This is a genomic window from Pseudomonas sp. YA1 (assembly GCF_058680555.1).
Window position 1 is genome coordinate 151,411 of the sequence record NZ_JBZWBG010000001.1, and the last position, 15,736, is coordinate 167,146.

A 15,736-nucleotide genomic window follows, 5' to 3' on the forward strand; every position below is an offset into this window, starting at 1 on the left:
GGTAACGACCATGCCTTTTTTCTTTTTCCGCAATCAGGAGTCCGCAACGTTCCACCGCCGTGAAACCTCACCCACGGCCGCACCCATGGCGTCGCCCACAAGGCGGCCCAGACCTTGCCCAAGAACAATTAAAGGGTCTCAACGATGTCCAAAGTCGTACTGGCTTCACAACTGCCGAACAAGCGCAACGCCTCGCTCGCGCCCGGCCTGAAACAACGCCACGTCACCATGCTGTCGATCGCCGGGGTGATCGGCGCCGGCCTGTTCGTCGGCTCCGGCCATGCCATCGCCGCCGCCGGCCCGGCCGCCCTGCTCGCCTACCTGATCGCCGGCACCCTGGTGGTGCTGGTCATGCGCATGCTCGGCGAAATGGCGGTCGCCTCCCCCGATACCGGTTCCTTCTCCACCTACGCCGATCGCTCCATCGGCCGCTGGGCCGGTTTCACCATCGGCTGGCTCTACTGGTGGTTCTGGGTGCTGGTGATCCCCCTCGAAGCGATCGCCGCCGCGGCCATCCTCAACGCCTGGTTCCCGGCCATCGACACCTGGATCTTCGCCCTCGCGGTGACCTTCCTGCTCACCGTCACCAACCTCTTCAGCGTGGCCCGCTACGGCGAGTTCGAATTCTGGTTCGCGCTGCTCAAGGTGATCGCCATCATCGCCTTCATCGTGCTCGGCGCGGTGGCCATCGTCGGCGGCCTGCCGGAACGCGAGGTCAGCGGCCTGTCCAGCCTGATGGCGAGCCACGGCGGCTTCGTGCCGAACGGCTACGGCGCGGTGCTCGGCGCCCTGCTGACGACCATGTTCAGCTTCATGGGCACCGAGATCGTCACCATCGCCGCCGCCGAGTCCAAGGACCCGGCGAAGCAGATCACCCGCGCCACCAACTCGGTGATCTGGCGGATCGGCCTGTTCTACCTGGTGTCGATCTTCATCGTGATCTCCATCGTGCCGTGGAACGACCCGCTGCTGATCCAGGTCGGCTCCTACCAGCGCGCCCTGGAGCTGCTGGACATCCCGCACGCCAAGCTGATCGTCGACCTGGTGGTACTGGTCGCCGTGGCCAGTTGCCTGAACTCGGCGATCTACACCTCGTCGCGGATGGTCTTCTCCCTGGCCAAGCGCGGCGACGCCCCGAGCGTGCTCAAGCTGACCAACACCGCCCACGTACCACGCCCGGCGGTGCTGGCCAGCACCGCGGTGGGCTTCCTCACCACCATCGTCAACTACTTCGCGCCGGAGAAGGTCTTCACCTTCCTCCTCGCCAGCTCCGGCGCCGTGGCGCTACTGGTGTACCTGGTGATCGCCGTGGCCCAGTTGCGCATGCGCAAGCAATTGCAGGCCAGCGGCCAGCCCATCGAGTTCCGCATGTGGCTATATCCCTGGCTGACCTGGGCGGTGATCCTGTTCATCGTCGCCGCGCTGAGCATCATGCTGATCATGCCGGAGCACCGTCACGAGGTGTTCGCCACCGCTCTGCTGACGATCTTCACCGTCTGCCTCGGGCTGCTCAACGCGCGACGCAAACCGCGCCTCGGCGAGGACTACGCCGGGAAGACGGCGCGGGTCTGAGTCCACCACCGGGGGAAGAACCCAGACAGCCCTCCAAAGAAAAGCCCGGCCAATGGCCGGGCTTCTTCAGGCAAGGTCGTCTCAGACCTTCCTGACGAATTCCGATTTCAGCTTCATCGCGCCAATGCCGTCGATCTTGCAATCGATGTCGTGGTCGCCGTCCACCAGGCGGATGTTCTTCACCTTGGTGCCGACCTTCACCACCAGCGAGGAGCCTTTCACTTTCAGGTCCTTGATCACGGTGATGGTATCGCCGTCCTGGAGAACGTTGCCCACCGAATCCTTGATCACCTTGCCATCATCGGACGCCGTAGCGGCCTCGTTCGGCGACCATTCATGGGCGCACTCCGGGCAGACCAGCAGCGCACCATCCTCGTAGGTGTATTCGGAGTTGCATTGGGGACAGGACGGCAGCGTGCTCACGGCATTCTCTCTTCAGCAGGGGGACGAAAACCGCAGATTATATAGGGTTTCTCGCTCCCCTGCCGAACCGCCTCAGAGCCCCTTGGTCTTCGGCGCGCCGACGGCCGGCCCGGAGAAGTCGAGGGTGCCCTTTTCGCTGAAGCGCACGGTGCCGAACAGGCCTCCGGCGAGCTTGCCCTTCACCACGTAGGGCATGCCCTGGATCGGAGCGTTGTTGCTCAGGCCCCAGGCCTGGCGGAAGGCGGAAAAGGCGGAGACGGTCAGCGGCACACTCACCACCCGCTCGCCGAAGCGCGGCACCTCGCCGGTCTGGTCGCTGACGCCGCTGGCCAGGGGCTGGCCGTTGACGTCGAGGTCGAGGGCGATGCCGTTGTATTCGATCGGCTCGTCGTTGGGGTTCTGTACCCGCAGCTTGACCATGAAGCGCATCTCCATGCCTTGCCCCGGCAGGGGTTCCAGGCCGACCAGGTCGATACGCAACGGATCGCGCTGGCCGAAGGTGCTGCAGGCGCTCAACAGGACGCCCAGGCACAGGGCCGGCAGCAGGCGGCCGAGGTTCGCAGGCAGGCGCATGGGTTCTCCTCCTTGGGTCGAATGTGCGCCCATGGTGCCACAGCCGCTAGAATTCGCCGCGCAGCCGATCCGGCTGCGCCAATGGACAAAGGACATGCCCATGCCTACACGCGTTCTGCGCGGCCTCGTCGCCGCCCTCCCACTGTTCCTCGCCGCCTGCTCGGACTCCGCTCCGTCCAGCGAGGAGATCGCCCGCCTGCTCGCCGAGCGCGGCTTCGACAAACCCGCCTGCGCCAGCTCCACCCTGTTCAAGACCTTCCCGGTGACGCTCTCCGACAGCTTCTCCGGCCCCGGCCCGGCGAAAGGCAACGCTGCGGTCTACGACGCGCTGGTCGGCGTCGGCCTGCTGCGCCGCGACGGCGATTCCTACGACCTCACGCCCGCCGGCCGCGAGGACTACAAGCCCGAGTCGAAGGCCTTCTGCTACAGCAGCGGCTTCGACGTCAGCGTCCGTTCGGTGGACCCCGCCAAGCCCGACGACTACGGCCCGGCCGTGGAAAAGGGCTGGTTGGTCACCGTCGAGGTCAAGCCACGCGAAGTGAAGGACTGGGCGAAGAACCCCGAGGTGCTCAAGCAGGCCAGCCTGACCACCCTGCAACAGATCACCCAACCGCAGGTCGGCCAGGTCTCGCTGGTCAAGCCACGCGGCGAGGAAGGCTACAAGCTCGTCAACACCCGCTTCTCGCCCAGGCAGGGCTTCCACTTCAACCAGGCCTGGTAATCCCGCGCTACCCTTCCGCCCGCCCCGCTCGGGGCGGGCTCCTCATTCAACCCACTGATCGATAAAGGTTTTTTCGTCGGACGAAACAGCCTGGCGATTGCTCGCCCGAGGGCTTTCGTATACATTCGTTTTCACTGTAAACACCGTATACAACGAAAACGAAGCTGATCAGAAAATGAGCACCGTAGTCTCGTTCCGCGCCGATGACGCCCTGGTCGCGGCCCTCGACGAACTGGCCCGCGCCACCCACCGCGACCGCCCGTATCACCTGCGGCAGGCGCTCGCGCAGTACCTGGAAAGGCAGCAGTGGCAGGTCGCTGCCATCGATGAAGGCTTGGCCGATGCCAATGCCGGTCGCCTGCTGGAACACACCGAGATCGAGAAGCGCTGGGGGCTGCAATGAGCCTGAAGTGGACCCGCAAGGCGGCCGCCGACCTGGACGCCATCTACGACCATTACGTCGTGCTGATCGGCCCGGAAAAAGCCCTGAAAGCCGTCCAGGACATCGTCGAGCAGGTGAAACCGCTGCAGCAGGTAGCCAACCAGGGGGCAGGGCGGCCCAGCGAGGTGCCAGGCGTACGCACCCTGACCCTGGAGCGCTGGCCGTTCAGCGCCCCTTTTCGGGTAAAAGGCAAGGAAATCCAGATTTTGCGCATCGACAGGGTCGAAATTACCCCCTAAAAGTGGTCACATGGTTACAAGATGTTTCAAAACGAATATTTACCTTGACTTGTACGTAGTTATTTATTTCGGACAAAACATCCATAACTCACAAGAAATGGACATTTTTCGACCAGACAAATGAGAGCGACCAACTTGCGACCACTGCAACCTGATTAGTTCTTTAACTGACTTATGCTTCGCTCCCATACGCATCCGTATTTTTCCGAAACCCGACGACCTCGCCCGCTGGGCACGCTTTCTCGCGCTTTTTCCGGTGATTTTTTCCCAGACGCAGTCTCCCGCAAGGAACCGGCATGGATTCGCTGAAAGGCATGGCGATCTTCGCCACTGTGGTGGACAAGGGCTCGATGGCAGCCGCGGCCCAGAGCCTGGGCATGACCCCTTCGGCAGTCAGCCAGCAGATCCGCAAGCTGGAGAGCCGCGCCCAGGTCACTTTGCTGCATCGCACCACCCGCCGGCTGACCCTGACCGAGGCCGGCGAGGCGTTCTATCGCAGTTGCGCGCAGATGCTGGCGATCGCCGAGGAAGCCGAGCGGCGGCTTGGCGAATGGCGCGATGCGCCGGTGGGCGAGTTGCGCCTGGCGGCGCCGGTGGGGTTCTCCGGCACGCTGATCACCCAGGCGCTGAAACCGTTGCTGGAGAACCACCGCCAGTTGCGCCTGCAACTGTTCTTCCAGGACGAGCGCATCGATCTGGTCGCCGAGCGCATCGACCTGGCGATCCGCGTCGGCAATCTCGCCGACTCCAGCCTGGTGGCGCGCCACCTCGGCGACTGGAGCAGCGTGCTCTGCGCGGCGCCGGCCTATTTGCGCCAGCGGGCGCCCATCAACCGTCCGGAGCAGTTGACCGAGGTCGACTGGATTTCCCTGAACACTTCGAACCACCTCAACCACCTGACGCTCAGCGGGCCGGGCGGGGAAGTCTGCAAACTGCGCCTGGAGCCACGGGTGGCCGCCAACGGGATGCTCGCGGTGCGTCAGTTCACCCTCGACGGACTCGGCGTGTCCTACCAGCCGCTGCCGGAGGTACGCGACGCGCTGAACGACGGGCGCCTGCAACAGCTATTGCCGGAGTGGAGGATTCCCGGGCTCGGCATCTATGCGGTGACGCCACGGCGCGAGGCCCAGCCGGCCAAGGTGAAGGTCGCCATCGAGGCGCTGCGGCGAGCGTTCGCCACGGACGGGGATGAGCGCTGGAGCTGACCGACGGACTGCCGGCCAGCTCCAGGTACCGTCAGGAGAAGCGGCCGAGGGTCAGGGTGACCTCGCCGATGTCCGTGCCCGTGGCGTTGCCGCCGCTGGTGATGCCGGCATAGTCCGCCGATGCCGGCGTGAAGCCCCAGGTGTTGGTGGCGCCGGATTTCCACGGGTCATCCCAGCTGAAGGTGCCCATCTTGGTGTTGCCGTCGTAGCAGTCGAAGCTGCCCTGGGTGCCGGACGAAGCGTTCTCCCGTCCGCAGGAGGCGATCCATTGCGGGCTGCCGGCCTGCACGTTCATGCTGCTGACTTCCTCGGTGGAAATCTCGTCGTCCTTGTTGGTGTAGCGGTAGAACTTGCCCCATTGCAAGGTGGCGTTGCGGATGCCCACCGTGCCGATGGATTTGGATACCACGACCTTCACTGCGATCCATTCTGCGTATGCCATGTCGATCTCCGTTAACCATGCGTTCACAGCTTCCTGTAGGACGTCACGGACAGGACCGGGCGCTCACAACGGACCCTTGGCTACTTCGACCAGCACGGCGCCATCCCTGACCCGCTTCACTATAGGCTGGCCACCAGCCACCACCGCCTGCCAGATCTGGTAGGCGGCGGCCGGGGAGGTCAGGCCCTCCGGCGTTTTTCCCCGCGAGGGGCCTTCATGCCGAATGCCTCGCGCAGGTCGGTGGTGGGTGGCGGCAGGAAGCGCATGCGGGCGAACAGGCCTCGCAGGTAAGCGTCCATCAGCGCAGCCGCCGTCGCGCTGTCGCCGTCCTCCAGGGCATCGAGCAGGGCGCGCTGCGCGGCGCAGGCCTCGGCGGTATAGACCGCCCCCTTGTTCAGCGCGATGTCCAGCGAGGCGCGTGCCACCAGGCCACGGACAAAACCCTGCAGCAAGGGATTCTCGGTCAGTTCGGCCAGGCGCAGGTGGAAACGCCCGGCGAGACGGATCAGCCCGGCGCTGTCGCGGGCCGCGAGGCAAGCCTGCTCCTCGTCGACCAGCGCCCGTAGCTCGGCAAGGGCGGCGGGATCCAGCCCCGCGGGCAGTTGCCGCACCACTTCGCTTTCCACCAGCAGGCGCGCGTCCAGCACCTGCCGCGCCTGGCGCTCGTCCGGGCGGGCGACGCTGGCGACCTCCTTCGGCGGCATCACCACCGCGCCGTCCTCGGCGAGACGGGTGAGGGCACGCTGGATGGTGCCGTTGCTGACCCGGAAGATCTGCCCGAGGGTTTCCTTGCTCAGCTTGGCGGCCGGCGCCAGGCGCTTTTCCAGGATTGCCGTGTAGATGCTTTCGTAGACGAAATGGCTGGTGGGGCGCAGCGCGGCGCCCTGCTGGGTACGTGCGTCGAATCCGACCATGTTCACACCTGTCGAGTCGTGCTTGTGGGCCTTCGCAGGCGGCGGACGAAAGCCGTCCGGGCGCCGTGACGGTCCCGGGTTGGAACCCTGGCGCGGGCGATCAGACCTGCGGCAAGCGCAGGTCGATGTTCAGGCGCGCGCCTTCGTTGAGGATGTGCTGGCGCATCGCCTGGCTCGCCCGCTCGCTGTCGTGCTGGCGGATCGCGCGGAGGATGGCGTCGTGTTCCTGGAGGATCTCCTCGGCGTATTCCGGCTGGCGGCGGACCAGGTTGTCGCTGCGTTCCAGGGCGCTGCCGATCTGTTCGGAAACGCTGAGGAAGATCGGGTTCGAGGTGAGCTTCACCAGGCGCCGGTGGAAGGCCGTGTAGGCCTCCACCAGAGCCTGCGGGTCGCCATCCTCGACCGCTTCGCGCAGGTCCAGCAGCAACAGCCGCAGTTCGCTGATCTCCGCCGCCCCGGCGCTCTGCGCGACGATGCCAACGATGAACGGCTCCAGCGCATAGCGCAGTTGCAGGACGTCTTCCATGGTCGCCTCGCCGGGCGCCGCGACCTCGCGCAGCGGCTCGCTGCGTTCGAGGACCATCACGCCCTTGCCCGGCAGCGAACGGACCACGCCCAGGGTCTCCAGGACCATGATCGCCTCGCGCAGGCTCGGCCGGCTGATTTCCATCTGCTCAGCCAGCTCGCGCTGGCCGGGCAACATCTGGCCGGCGACCCAGCGACCCTGCTCGATGGTGTCGAGCAGGCGCTGGGCAACCGCGTTGACCAGCTTGGACGAAGAAAACATGTCGCCTCCCTTTACTTGCCAATCGGACGTACAACGCGCCTCGGCGCGTCAGCCATGCAGCTTGCCTTCCCCGGCCACCGCGCTGCGCTTGAGCGGCTCGCCGTCGGCCTTGGCCGGCGCCTCCAGGCGCCCGTCGAGTATGGCCTGCGCGCGCGGCATATCGATGTCGTTTTCCCAGCGGGCGATGGTCACGGTGGCCACGCAGTTGCCGATCAGGTTGGTCAGCGCGCGGCCGATGCCCATGAACCAGTCCACCGAAAGCACCAGCACCAGGCCGGCCACCGGGATCGCCGGCACCGCGGTGAGGGTGGCGGCGAGGATCACCAGGGCCGAGCCGGGAATGCCGTGGGCGCCCTTGGAGGTCACCAGCGAAACCAGCAGGATGGTGACCAGGTCGGTCATCGCCAGCGGCGTGCCGGTGACGTGGGCGATGAACACCACCGCCAGGGTCAGGTAGATCGAGAATCCATCGAGGTTGAACGAGTAGCCGGTGGGAATCACCAGGCCTACCGTGGAGCTGCGGATGCCCATGTGCTCGAGCTTGCGCATCACCTGCGGCAGCACCGCGTCGGAGGAGGCGGTGCCCATCACGATCATCAGCTCTTCGCGGAAGTAGCGCAGGAACGGCAGCATGCGCACCCCGGAGAGACGCAGGACGCTGCCGAGCACCGCCATGACGAAGACCAGGCAGGTGGCATAGAACACCAGCACCAGCGCGCCCAGGTGGCTGAGCGAGTCGACGCCGTAGCGGGCGGTGGTGAAGGCCACCGCGCCGAACACGCCGAGCGGTGCCAGGCGCACGATCATGCCCATGATGCGGAACACGATGTGGCTGAATTCGTTGATCAGGCGGGCCACGCCGCTGGCCTGCTCGCCGACCAGGTTCAGGGCGCTGCCGAACAGCACGGAGAACAGCAGGACCTGGAGGATGTCGTTCTCGGCGAAGGCGCTGAACACAGAGGTCGGGATCAGGCCCATGAGGAATGCCACGGGACCGTGGATCTCCTGGGTGCGCCCGGTATACAGGGCGACGTCGCCGGCGGGCAGTTCGTTGAGATGGATGTTGGCGCCGCTGCCCAGGCCCAGGCTGTAGGCGACCACCAGGCCGAGGACCAGGGCGATGGTGGTGAGGATTTCGAAGTAGATCACCGACTTCAGGCCGATGCGGCCGACCTTCTTCAGGTCGCCGGCGCCGGAAATGCCGTTGACCACCACGCAGAAGACGATCAGTGCGATGAGCATCTTGATCAGCTTGATGAAGCCATCGCCCAGCGGCTTCATCTGCACAGCCAGGTCGGGAATGCCGACCCCGCAGATGACGCCTATCACCAGGCCAATCACGACTTGCAGGAATATCGAGCGGGAACAGCGCTTGATGAACATCGCAGGAGTCTCCATTCGGCGCTTCCATCGGGCCTCGCGGAGGCGGGCGATGAACGCATTTTTATTGTGGTATTACCGGTCTGACCAGTTCAGCCTATACGCAAAGAAGTCGGCCTGACAAGCCGCTATCGGCGGGCGCGACGAATGGCCAGGAACCGCGGCACGCGCGGGCCGCAACCGGGAGAAGGGCGCTCGGATGGCGCAAGGCGGCGGGCCAGAGCGGCTCGCCGCGGGGAAGGGGAGGTCAGCCGGCAAGGGCCTCGGCGACGAAATCGAGGCGATCCTGGCCGAAGAACAACTGGTCGCCGACGAAGAAGCTGGGCGCGCCGAAGACGCCGCGCCGCACCGCCTCTTCGGTGGTCGCCTTGAGCCCCTCCTTGACCTGCTCGTCGCCAACCAGGCGGAGGAACTCATCCGGATCGAACCCGGCCTCCGCCAGCACCTGGGCGACCACCTCGGGCTTGCCGAGGTTCTGCTGTCGTACCCACAACGCTTCGAACACCGCTTTCAGGTAGGGATGGAACCCTTCGCCGCCGAGATAGCCCTGGGCGCCGCGCATCAGCGTCAGGGTGTTGATCGGGAAGGCCGGGTTGAAGGCCAGCGGCACGCCGTAGCGTTTCGCATAGCGCGCCAGGTCGTGGAGGGTGTAGCGCCCCTTGGCCGGCACCTCGATCGGCGAATGGTTGCCGGTGGCCTTGAACACGCCGCCCAGCAGCATCGGCCGCCAGGCGATGCTCGCGCCATGGGCGGCGGCGATGCGCGGCAGTTGGGTCCAGGCGAGGTAGGTGGTGGGACTGCCGAAGTCGAAGAAGAACTCGATTTGCTTGCTCATGCGTGGCTCTTTCCGTGGCGGGGATCAGAAGGTTTCCATCCAGGGGCGCAGGTCCAGTTCGTGTACCCAGCAGTCGCGCGGCTGGCAGTGGATCTGCCAGTAGGTCTCGGCGATGTGCTCGGGATCGAGGATGCCGTCCTGCTCCTTGCGCTTGTACAGCTCGGGCAGGGTTTCGCGGATGAAGTCGGTGTCGATGGCGCCGTCGATGATCGGGTGGGCGACGTGGATGCCCTTCGGCCCCAGCTCGCGCGCCATGCTCTGGGCCAGGGCACGCAGGGCGAACTTGGCGCCGGAGAACGCGGCGAAATGCGCGCGGCCGCGCAACGAGGCGGTGGCGCCAGTGAAGATGATCGTTCCGCGCTGCCGCGGCAGCATCACCCGCGCCGCCTCGCGGCCGGTGAGGAAGCCGCCGAAGGCGGCCATCTCCCAGACCTTGCGATAGACCCGTTCGGTGGTTTCGGTGATCGGGAACCAGACGTTGGCGCCGACGTTGAAGATCACCGCCTCCAGCGCACCGACCTCACCCTCGATGCGGGCGAAGAGGTCGATCACCTGCTGCTCCTGGCGTGCGTCGCAGCCGCAGGCCAGGGCCTCGCCGCCTTGGTCGCGGATGGCCTGCACCAGCGGCTCCAGCTTCTCCGCGTTGCGCCGGGCGACGCACGCCACGTAGCCCTCGCGGGCGAACCGCCGGGCGATGGCGCCACCGGTGGCGTCGCCGGCGCCCATTACCAGAACCGCTTTGCGCTGGGTCATTGCAGAGGCCTCTCTTGTTAGTTCTTTTTTAGAACCCAATAGAGACGATAGTTAGTACTTAAAAGGAACTTGTCAACTGGCAAGGGCTCGAGTGATATCCGCGCACCAATTACTCTGCCTGTCCCGGCCTGCCCGGCACGTCCTCTCCCTGAAGAGCGGGGACCGGTCGGCGGAGCCTGGTACGACAGCGTCCTTCCTGCCGTAACGCCATCGGCGTTATCCGCCGATTCGCGTCGGCGGCCAGGCCTGGAACGCTCAGCCGCGCCGCAGCAGGCGCCCCTTCCAGAACAGCCCCTCGCGTACCGTCACGTCCCGCGCGTGCAGCGGCTCACCGCATTCGGAACAGACCAGCACGCCATGCATGTGCTGGCCGCAATGCTTGTGCACATGCTCGAGTGGCGGCCCCTCGACGCCGGCGAGGTGGCGGTCGCCCCAGTTCACCAGGGAAAGGATGGCCGGGTACAGTTCCATCCCTTTCTCGGTAAGCCGGTATTCCTCGCGCAGCGGCCGTTCCTGGTAGGGCACCTTGGCCAGTATCTCCGCTTCGACAAGGCGCTTGAGGCGGTCGGCGAGGACGTGGCGGGTCACGCCGAGGCTGCGCTCGAAGTCGTCGAAACGGCGCACGCCGAGAAAGCAGTCGCGCAATACCAACAGGGTCCAGCGATCGCCGAGGATCGCCATCACCCGCGCCAGCGAACAGGGTTGTTCGCTCAGTTCTTCCCAACGCATGAGACACCTCCAGCCGTTCGGCAAAGGATAGCCGCGTGGGTTCTGAAACGAAACCGACCGGCCACGCCTTTCCAGCGGCCCGCCGCCCATGGCATAACCGCGTTCCTGTCTCCTGCCCCGGAATCCCGACCATGTCGCTCGACTGGACCTGCAAGCACCACGCCGACCTCACCCTGAAGGAACTCTACGCGCTGCTGCAATTGCGCACCGAGGTCTTCGTGGTGGAACAGAAATGCCCCTACCAGGAAGTCGACGGCCTCGACCTGGTCGGCGATACCCATCACCTGATGGCCTGGCGCGACGGCCAGTTGCTCGCCTACCTGCGCCTGCTGGACCCGGTTCGCCACGAGGGCCAGGTGGTGATCGGCCGGGTGGTCAGTTCCTCGGCCGCGCGCGGCCAGGGGCTCGGTCACCAGTTGATGGAACGCGCGCTGCAGGCGGCGGAGCGCCTCTGGCTGGACACCCCGGTATACCTCTCGGCCCAGGCCCACCTGCAGGGCTACTACAGCCGCTATGGCTTCGTCGCAGTCACCGAGGTCTACCTGGAAGACGACATCCCGCACATCGGCATGCGCCGGGCCTGAGGCCCGGAACGCCGCGGACGGTGGGGGAAGGAAAGGGAATCAGGCCTGCGGCTTGAGCACGCCGGGCAGTTGGGCTTCCAGCTTGGCGTTGTTCAGCGGCGCGCGGATGAAGCCGTGCTGCTCGCCGTCCGGGCCGATGATCACCAGGTTGCCGCTGTGGTCGACGGTGTAGTTGGGCTTGCTGGTGTCGGCGGGGATGTAGGGGATGCTCATGGCGTTGGCCAGCTTCTGGATGTTCTCCGGAGTACCGGTGAGCCCCTGGAAGCCGGCGTTGAAGTAGCCCAGGTATTGCTTGATCTGCTGCGGCGTGTCGCGGTTGGGATCGACGCTGACGAATACCACCTGCAGGTCGTCGCGCACCTCCTGCGGCAGCTTGCCCTGCAATTCGCGGAGCTGGGCGAGGGTGGTCGGGCAGACATCGGGGCAGAAGGTGTAGCCGAAGAACAGCAGGTGCCAGCGACCCTTGAGACTGGCGGTGCTGACCGCCTGGCCGTCCTGGTTGGTGAACTCCAGCGCCGGCACCTTGCGCGTCTGCGGCAGGATCACGATGCCGGCGTCGAGCAGCACGGTGGGATCGGCCTGGCGCTGGGCGGTGAGCACCTTGTGCACGGTGAGGCCGAGGACCAGGGCAACCAGGGCGACGAGGACGAGGACGGTCTTGTTGACTCGAGTCATGGGTGGGCAAGGCTCTAGAGTGGGATCAGAGAAGCAGCTTCAGCGGCAGATAGTGGTCCACCAGCAGCGCCATGAACAGCAGGAACAGGTAGACGATAGAGTACTTGAAGGTCTTTATCGCCGCATGTGGCCGGCTGTCACAGTAGAGCGCCCAGGCCCAGTCGAGGAAGCGCGCGCCCAGGGCCAGGGCGCAGAGCAGATAGACCAGCCCGCTCATGTGGATGACGAACGGCATCAGGCTCACCGCGAACAGCACCAGGGTATAGAGCAGGATGTGCAGCTTGGTGTAGCGCTCGCCGTGGGTCACCGGCAGCATCGGGATGTCGGCCTTGGCGTATTCGTCCTTGCGGTGGATGCATAGCGCCCAGAAGTGCGGTGGGGTCCAGGCGAAGATGATCAGTACTAGCAACAGCGGCTCGGCGCTCAGGTGGCCGGTGATGGCGACCCAGCCGAGCAGCGGCGGCGCCGCCCCGGCGAGCCCGCCGATGACGATGTTCTGCGGCGTGGCGCGCTTCAGGAAGCCGGTGTAGAGCGCCGCATAGCCGAGCAGCGAGGCGAGGGTCAGCCAGGCCGTCAGCGGGTTGGTGAAGGCCAGCAGCACGGCCATCCCGGCCAGCGCCAGGAGCAGCGCGAAGCCCAGCGCCATGCTCGGCGACACCCGGCCCTCGGCCAGCGGCCGCTTGTGGGTCCGCGCCATGATCGAGTCGATGCGCCGGTCCACCACATGGTTGACCGCCGCTGCCGCGCCGGCACAAAGGCCGATGCCGAGGTTGCCGAAGATCAGCACCTGCCAGGGCACGAAGCCATCCAGCGGCGCCTTGGTGGCGAGCAGCATGCCGATCAGCGAGGTGATCAGCATCAGCACCACGACCTTGGGCTTGGTCAGTTCGAGGAAGTCGCGCCAGGTCGGCTGGCTGTGGCGATCGATGACGGTGGCCATATCCTTACCTCCATCCTTCTGTCTGTCAGGCGGCCTTCAGCCGCGAACCTTGCGCAGGCGGCAGCGTGCGGCGCACGCGCTGCGGCGACGGTGCCGGCGCGCGGACGCTGGCCGGCGCGCGCAGGCGATAGTTGACCAGCACCAGGCTGAGCAGCAGCAGGGCGCCACCGCCGTTGTGCGCCACCGCCACCGGCAGCGGCAGGTGCAGCAGCACGTTGCTGATGCCCAGGCCGATCTGCAGCGACAGGCCGAGCAGCATCAGCGCGGTCGGCCAGACCAGGCCGCTGCGCTGCAGGCGCCAGGCGAGCAGCAGGAGGACCAGGGTCACGCACAGCGCGCCGATCCGGTGGGTCATGTGGATCGCCGTGCGCGCGTCGCTGTCGAGCTGGCCGCCGAGGTAGTTGGGGCCGATGTGCTGGGTCAGGTGGAAGCCGTTGGCGAAGTCCATCCGCGGCCACCACTCGCCATGGCAGGTGGGCAGGTCGATGCAGGCCACCGCCGCGTAGTTGCTGCTGACCCAGCCGCCGAGGGCGATCTGGCCGATCACCAGGAGCAGGGCCAGCCCCGCCAGGCCGCGGGTCGCCGCCGGGTAGCGCCGCGCCGCGAAGCGTCCGGAGAGGCGCAGGGCGAGGAGAAAGAGCAGCGCCAGGGTGGTGAAGCCGCCGAGCAGATGGGCGGTGACCACCTGCGGCCAGAGCTTGAGGGTCACCGTCCACATGCCGAAAGCGGCCTGCGCGATCACCACCGCGAGCAGCAGCAGCGGCAGCTTCAGCGGTTGGCCGTCGCGCCCGCGGCGGACCAGCGCATGCAAAGCCAGGCCAAGGATGAGCAGGCCGAGGGCGCCGGCGAAATAGCGGTGGATCATCTCGTTCCAGCCCTTCTGCGCCTCCACCGGGGCGTCGGGGAAGTGCAGTTCGGCGTGGGCCAGTTGCGCCTCGCTCAACGGCACGTGGACGAAGCCGTAGCAGCCTGGCCAGTCCGGACAGCCGAGGCCGGCGTGGGTCAGCCGGGTATAGGCGCCGAGCAGGACCACCACGGCGGCCAGCAGGGTCGCCAGCACGGCGACGGTGAAACCGGGTTTGCGGGTTGCGCCTGACATTCGCGGGCCCCTTTTTCTTGTCGTTCTGTCCTCATCGGGCCGGGAACCGCGCCGGCCACGCCGATCAACCGATATGCGAGAGCTTGAGCAGCAGTTGCACGTCCTTCAGCAACTTCTTGCCGTTGGCCTTGGCGTCGTAGCGCAGCACCAGGTTGCCGTGCGGGTCGACCACCCACAGCAGCGGCCGCTCGCCACCGCCGGCCTTGTCGTACAGGGCCGGGTCCAGGCCGTAGCGCTGCAGGCGCGGGTAGTCCTGCCTCACCAGGTTGGCGAAGGCCGCCGGCAGCTCGCCGCTGGCGGCCAGGGCGTGGCCGGCGCGCGAGGCTTCGCGGCCGAGGGCGATGTTGACCTGGCGGGCCAGGTAGACCAGTTGCTGGCAGTCCTCGCCGCAAGTGCCCGGCGCGGTCACCAGCAGTTGCCACTGCTCGCCCTGGCTGCGTCCCTGCACGCCGAGGTCGGCGGGGGTCTGGCCGTTGCCGATCAGCGCGCCGCTGTAGCTGCGCCCCTGCGGTACCCAGAAATTCCATTTGTACATGGCGCTGGCGAGCAGCATCGGCCCCACCACCAGGCCGATGATCGCCAGCAGTTGCAGGCGGCCACGGGCGCGGCGCGGACGTTCAGGCATCGGAATCGCGAGACTCATGGTTTTTCTCCCGTGCGCGGCGCACACCGAGGTAGAGGTAGAGGGCGAGCAGGGCCGTCGCCAGGGCGAACCACTGCACGGCGTAGCCGGTGTGCCGCTCCGGCGGCATCGAGACCAGGGGCCAGTCGGTGTCGAAGCTGGCGTCGCCCGGTTCCAGGCGGATTTCCCAGGGCAGCCCGGCGCGACCGAAGGCCTGCCACAGCGCCGGGATGTCGAGCTGGGTCACCAGGCGCGGCCAGCCGCCGGCCGGCGCGTCGGCCAGGTGCAGGCCGCCGGGTGGCGGCAGGTAGGTCCAGGCATCGAGCAGGAGGACGCGGTCGGGGGTTTCCAGCGCCGGCGGCGAGCGTCGGTCGCTCCAGGCGACCCAGCCGCGGTTGACCAGCAGCCAGAGGCCGCTGGCCTGGTCGTAGAAGGGTTGCAGCACCTCGACCCCGGCCTGCCCGTTGCGCAGCCGGTTATCCAGCAGCAGCGTATGCCGCTCGTCGAAGCGGCCGTGCAGGCGCACGCGGACGTACGCCGGGTCGCGCAGCCCCTCTAGCTGCCCGGGCGACACCGGCTCGGCGCCGCGCCGGGCCTCGTAGCTGGCCAGCAGGGCGCGCTTCTCGTCGGCCCGCTGCAACTGCCAGGTGCCCAGCCAGAGCAGCACCGGCAGCAGGCCGAGGACCACCAGGGTCGGCAGCAGGCCGGGGCGGAACGCGCCACGCATGCTGCGTCTGTCATTGCGTCCGGCCTCCCCGAGGCGCTGGCTATACTGCATGAATCCCCCCATCGCCGGAGTCC

Annotated in this window: 20 protein-coding genes; 6 read left to right on the forward strand and 14 right to left on the reverse strand. The window is 66.7% G+C overall.

All coding sequences use genetic code 11. The features are described from left to right. Positions 1–144: 144 nt before the first annotated feature. Positions 145–1,572: a GABA permease gene (gabP, locus tag AC4OR5_RS00680; protein WP_003083784.1), complete on the forward strand. Its 1,428-nt coding sequence runs from the start codon at positions 145–147 to the stop codon at positions 1,570–1,572. Positions 1,573–1,653: 81 nt separating this feature from the next. Here gabP and AC4OR5_RS00685 read toward each other — a convergent pair whose 3' ends face one another. Both AC4OR5_RS00685 and AC4OR5_RS00690 read right to left on the reverse strand, forming a co-directional pair. Further along, positions 1,654–1,995, reverse strand: a complete 342-nt coding sequence (locus tag AC4OR5_RS00685) for a zinc ribbon domain-containing protein YjdM (protein ID WP_014603467.1) — start codon at positions 1,993–1,995, stop codon at positions 1,654–1,656. Between the two features lie 72 nt (positions 1,996–2,067). Beyond that, entirely contained in the window at positions 2,068–2,568 is a 501-nt protein-coding gene (locus AC4OR5_RS00690; protein ID WP_003083778.1) for an LEA/WHy family protein, read from the reverse strand. Between the two features lie 100 nt (positions 2,569–2,668). Between AC4OR5_RS00690 and AC4OR5_RS00695 the strand changes: the two genes are divergently transcribed. From AC4OR5_RS00695 to AC4OR5_RS00710, 4 genes are all read left to right on the forward strand, one after another. Then, a complete protein-coding gene (locus AC4OR5_RS00695) occupies positions 2,669–3,289 on the forward strand; it encodes a hypothetical protein (RefSeq protein ID WP_003101226.1) in 621 nt (206 codons plus the stop codon). Between the two features lie 175 nt (positions 3,290–3,464). After that, on the forward strand, positions 3,465–3,692 hold the full coding sequence (locus AC4OR5_RS00700; protein WP_003083775.1) for a CopG family ribbon-helix-helix protein: 228 nt from the start codon (positions 3,465–3,467) through the stop codon (positions 3,690–3,692). Then, positions 3,689–3,970, forward strand: a complete 282-nt coding sequence (gene parE, locus AC4OR5_RS00705; RefSeq protein ID WP_003083773.1) for a type II toxin-antitoxin system toxin ParE — start codon at positions 3,689–3,691, stop codon at positions 3,968–3,970. The genes AC4OR5_RS00700 and parE overlap by 4 nt, the downstream gene beginning before the upstream one ends. 296 nt (positions 3,971–4,266) lie before the next feature. Then, a complete protein-coding gene (locus tag AC4OR5_RS00710) occupies positions 4,267–5,175 on the forward strand; it encodes a LysR family transcriptional regulator (RefSeq protein WP_003083769.1) in 909 nt (302 codons plus the stop codon). Positions 5,176–5,206: 31 nt separating this feature from the next. Here the strand turns inward: AC4OR5_RS00710 and AC4OR5_RS00715 are convergent, their stop codons facing one another. The 7 genes from AC4OR5_RS00715 to AC4OR5_RS00745 form a co-directional block, all read right to left on the reverse strand. Further along, the gene (locus tag AC4OR5_RS00715; protein ID WP_003110659.1) at positions 5,207–5,617 is read right to left on the reverse strand and encodes an aegerolysin family protein; all 411 of its coding nucleotides are present in this window, start codon (positions 5,615–5,617) and stop codon (positions 5,207–5,209) included. Positions 5,618–5,796: 179 nt separating this feature from the next. Next, complete coding sequence (locus AC4OR5_RS00720) at positions 5,797–6,531, reverse strand: GntR family transcriptional regulator (protein WP_003128333.1); 735 nt, start codon at positions 6,529–6,531, stop codon at positions 5,797–5,799. A 100-nt stretch (positions 6,532–6,631) separates the two neighbouring features. Then, the gene (locus tag AC4OR5_RS00725) at positions 6,632–7,318 is read right to left on the reverse strand and encodes a FadR/GntR family transcriptional regulator (RefSeq protein WP_003083762.1); all 687 of its coding nucleotides are present in this window, start codon (positions 7,316–7,318) and stop codon (positions 6,632–6,634) included. Between the two features lie 48 nt (positions 7,319–7,366). Next, positions 7,367–8,716 (reverse strand): C4-dicarboxylate transporter DctA, encoded by a 1,350-nt coding sequence (locus AC4OR5_RS00730; RefSeq protein WP_003137006.1) that lies wholly within the window; start codon positions 8,714–8,716, stop codon positions 7,367–7,369. 229 nt (positions 8,717–8,945) lie between these two features. Further along, a complete protein-coding gene (locus tag AC4OR5_RS00735) occupies positions 8,946–9,533 on the reverse strand; it encodes a 2-hydroxychromene-2-carboxylate isomerase (RefSeq protein ID WP_003083757.1) in 588 nt (195 codons plus the stop codon). A gap of 24 nt (positions 9,534–9,557) precedes the next feature. Next, positions 9,558–10,286, reverse strand: a complete 729-nt coding sequence (locus tag AC4OR5_RS00740; protein WP_003083755.1) for an SDR family oxidoreductase — start codon at positions 10,284–10,286, stop codon at positions 9,558–9,560. Positions 10,287–10,541: 255 nt separating this feature from the next. Further along, positions 10,542–11,015 (reverse strand): winged helix-turn-helix transcriptional regulator, encoded by a 474-nt coding sequence (locus tag AC4OR5_RS00745; RefSeq protein WP_058159895.1) that lies wholly within the window; start codon positions 11,013–11,015, stop codon positions 10,542–10,544. Between the two features lie 131 nt (positions 11,016–11,146). Between AC4OR5_RS00745 and AC4OR5_RS00750 the strand changes: the two genes are divergently transcribed. Beyond that, positions 11,147–11,599, forward strand: a complete 453-nt coding sequence (locus AC4OR5_RS00750) for a GNAT family N-acetyltransferase (RefSeq protein ID WP_009314933.1) — start codon at positions 11,147–11,149, stop codon at positions 11,597–11,599. Between the two features lie 39 nt (positions 11,600–11,638). On the opposite strand, the gene senC is transcribed toward AC4OR5_RS00750, so the two are convergent. The 5 genes from senC to AC4OR5_RS00775 all read right to left on the reverse strand — a co-directional run bounded on the left by senC (position 11,639) and on the right by AC4OR5_RS00775 (position 15,725). Then, positions 11,639–12,274, reverse strand: a complete 636-nt coding sequence (senC, locus tag AC4OR5_RS00755; RefSeq protein WP_003083748.1) for a cytochrome c oxidase copper chaperone SenC — start codon at positions 12,272–12,274, stop codon at positions 11,639–11,641. 25 nt (positions 12,275–12,299) lie between these two features. After that, the gene (gene cyoE, locus AC4OR5_RS00760) at positions 12,300–13,214 is read right to left on the reverse strand and encodes a heme o synthase (RefSeq protein WP_003083746.1); all 915 of its coding nucleotides are present in this window, start codon (positions 13,212–13,214) and stop codon (positions 12,300–12,302) included. A 25-nt stretch (positions 13,215–13,239) separates the two neighbouring features. After that, positions 13,240–14,313 carry a COX15/CtaA family protein gene (locus tag AC4OR5_RS00765; RefSeq protein WP_003115033.1) on the reverse strand — a complete coding sequence of 358 codons (1,074 nt, stop codon included), beginning with the start codon at positions 14,311–14,313 and terminating at the stop codon, positions 13,240–13,242. Between the two features lie 64 nt (positions 14,314–14,377). Next, positions 14,378–14,956: a PA_0111/PP_0108 family redox-active disulfide protein gene (locus AC4OR5_RS00770; RefSeq protein ID WP_003110655.1), complete on the reverse strand. Its 579-nt coding sequence runs from the start codon at positions 14,954–14,956 to the stop codon at positions 14,378–14,380. Then, entirely contained in the window at positions 14,931–15,725 is a 795-nt protein-coding gene (locus tag AC4OR5_RS00775; protein WP_003128316.1) for an SURF1 family protein, read from the reverse strand. Before AC4OR5_RS00775 ends, AC4OR5_RS00770 begins: the two co-directional genes overlap by 26 nt. Positions 15,726–15,736 lie beyond the last annotated feature (11 nt).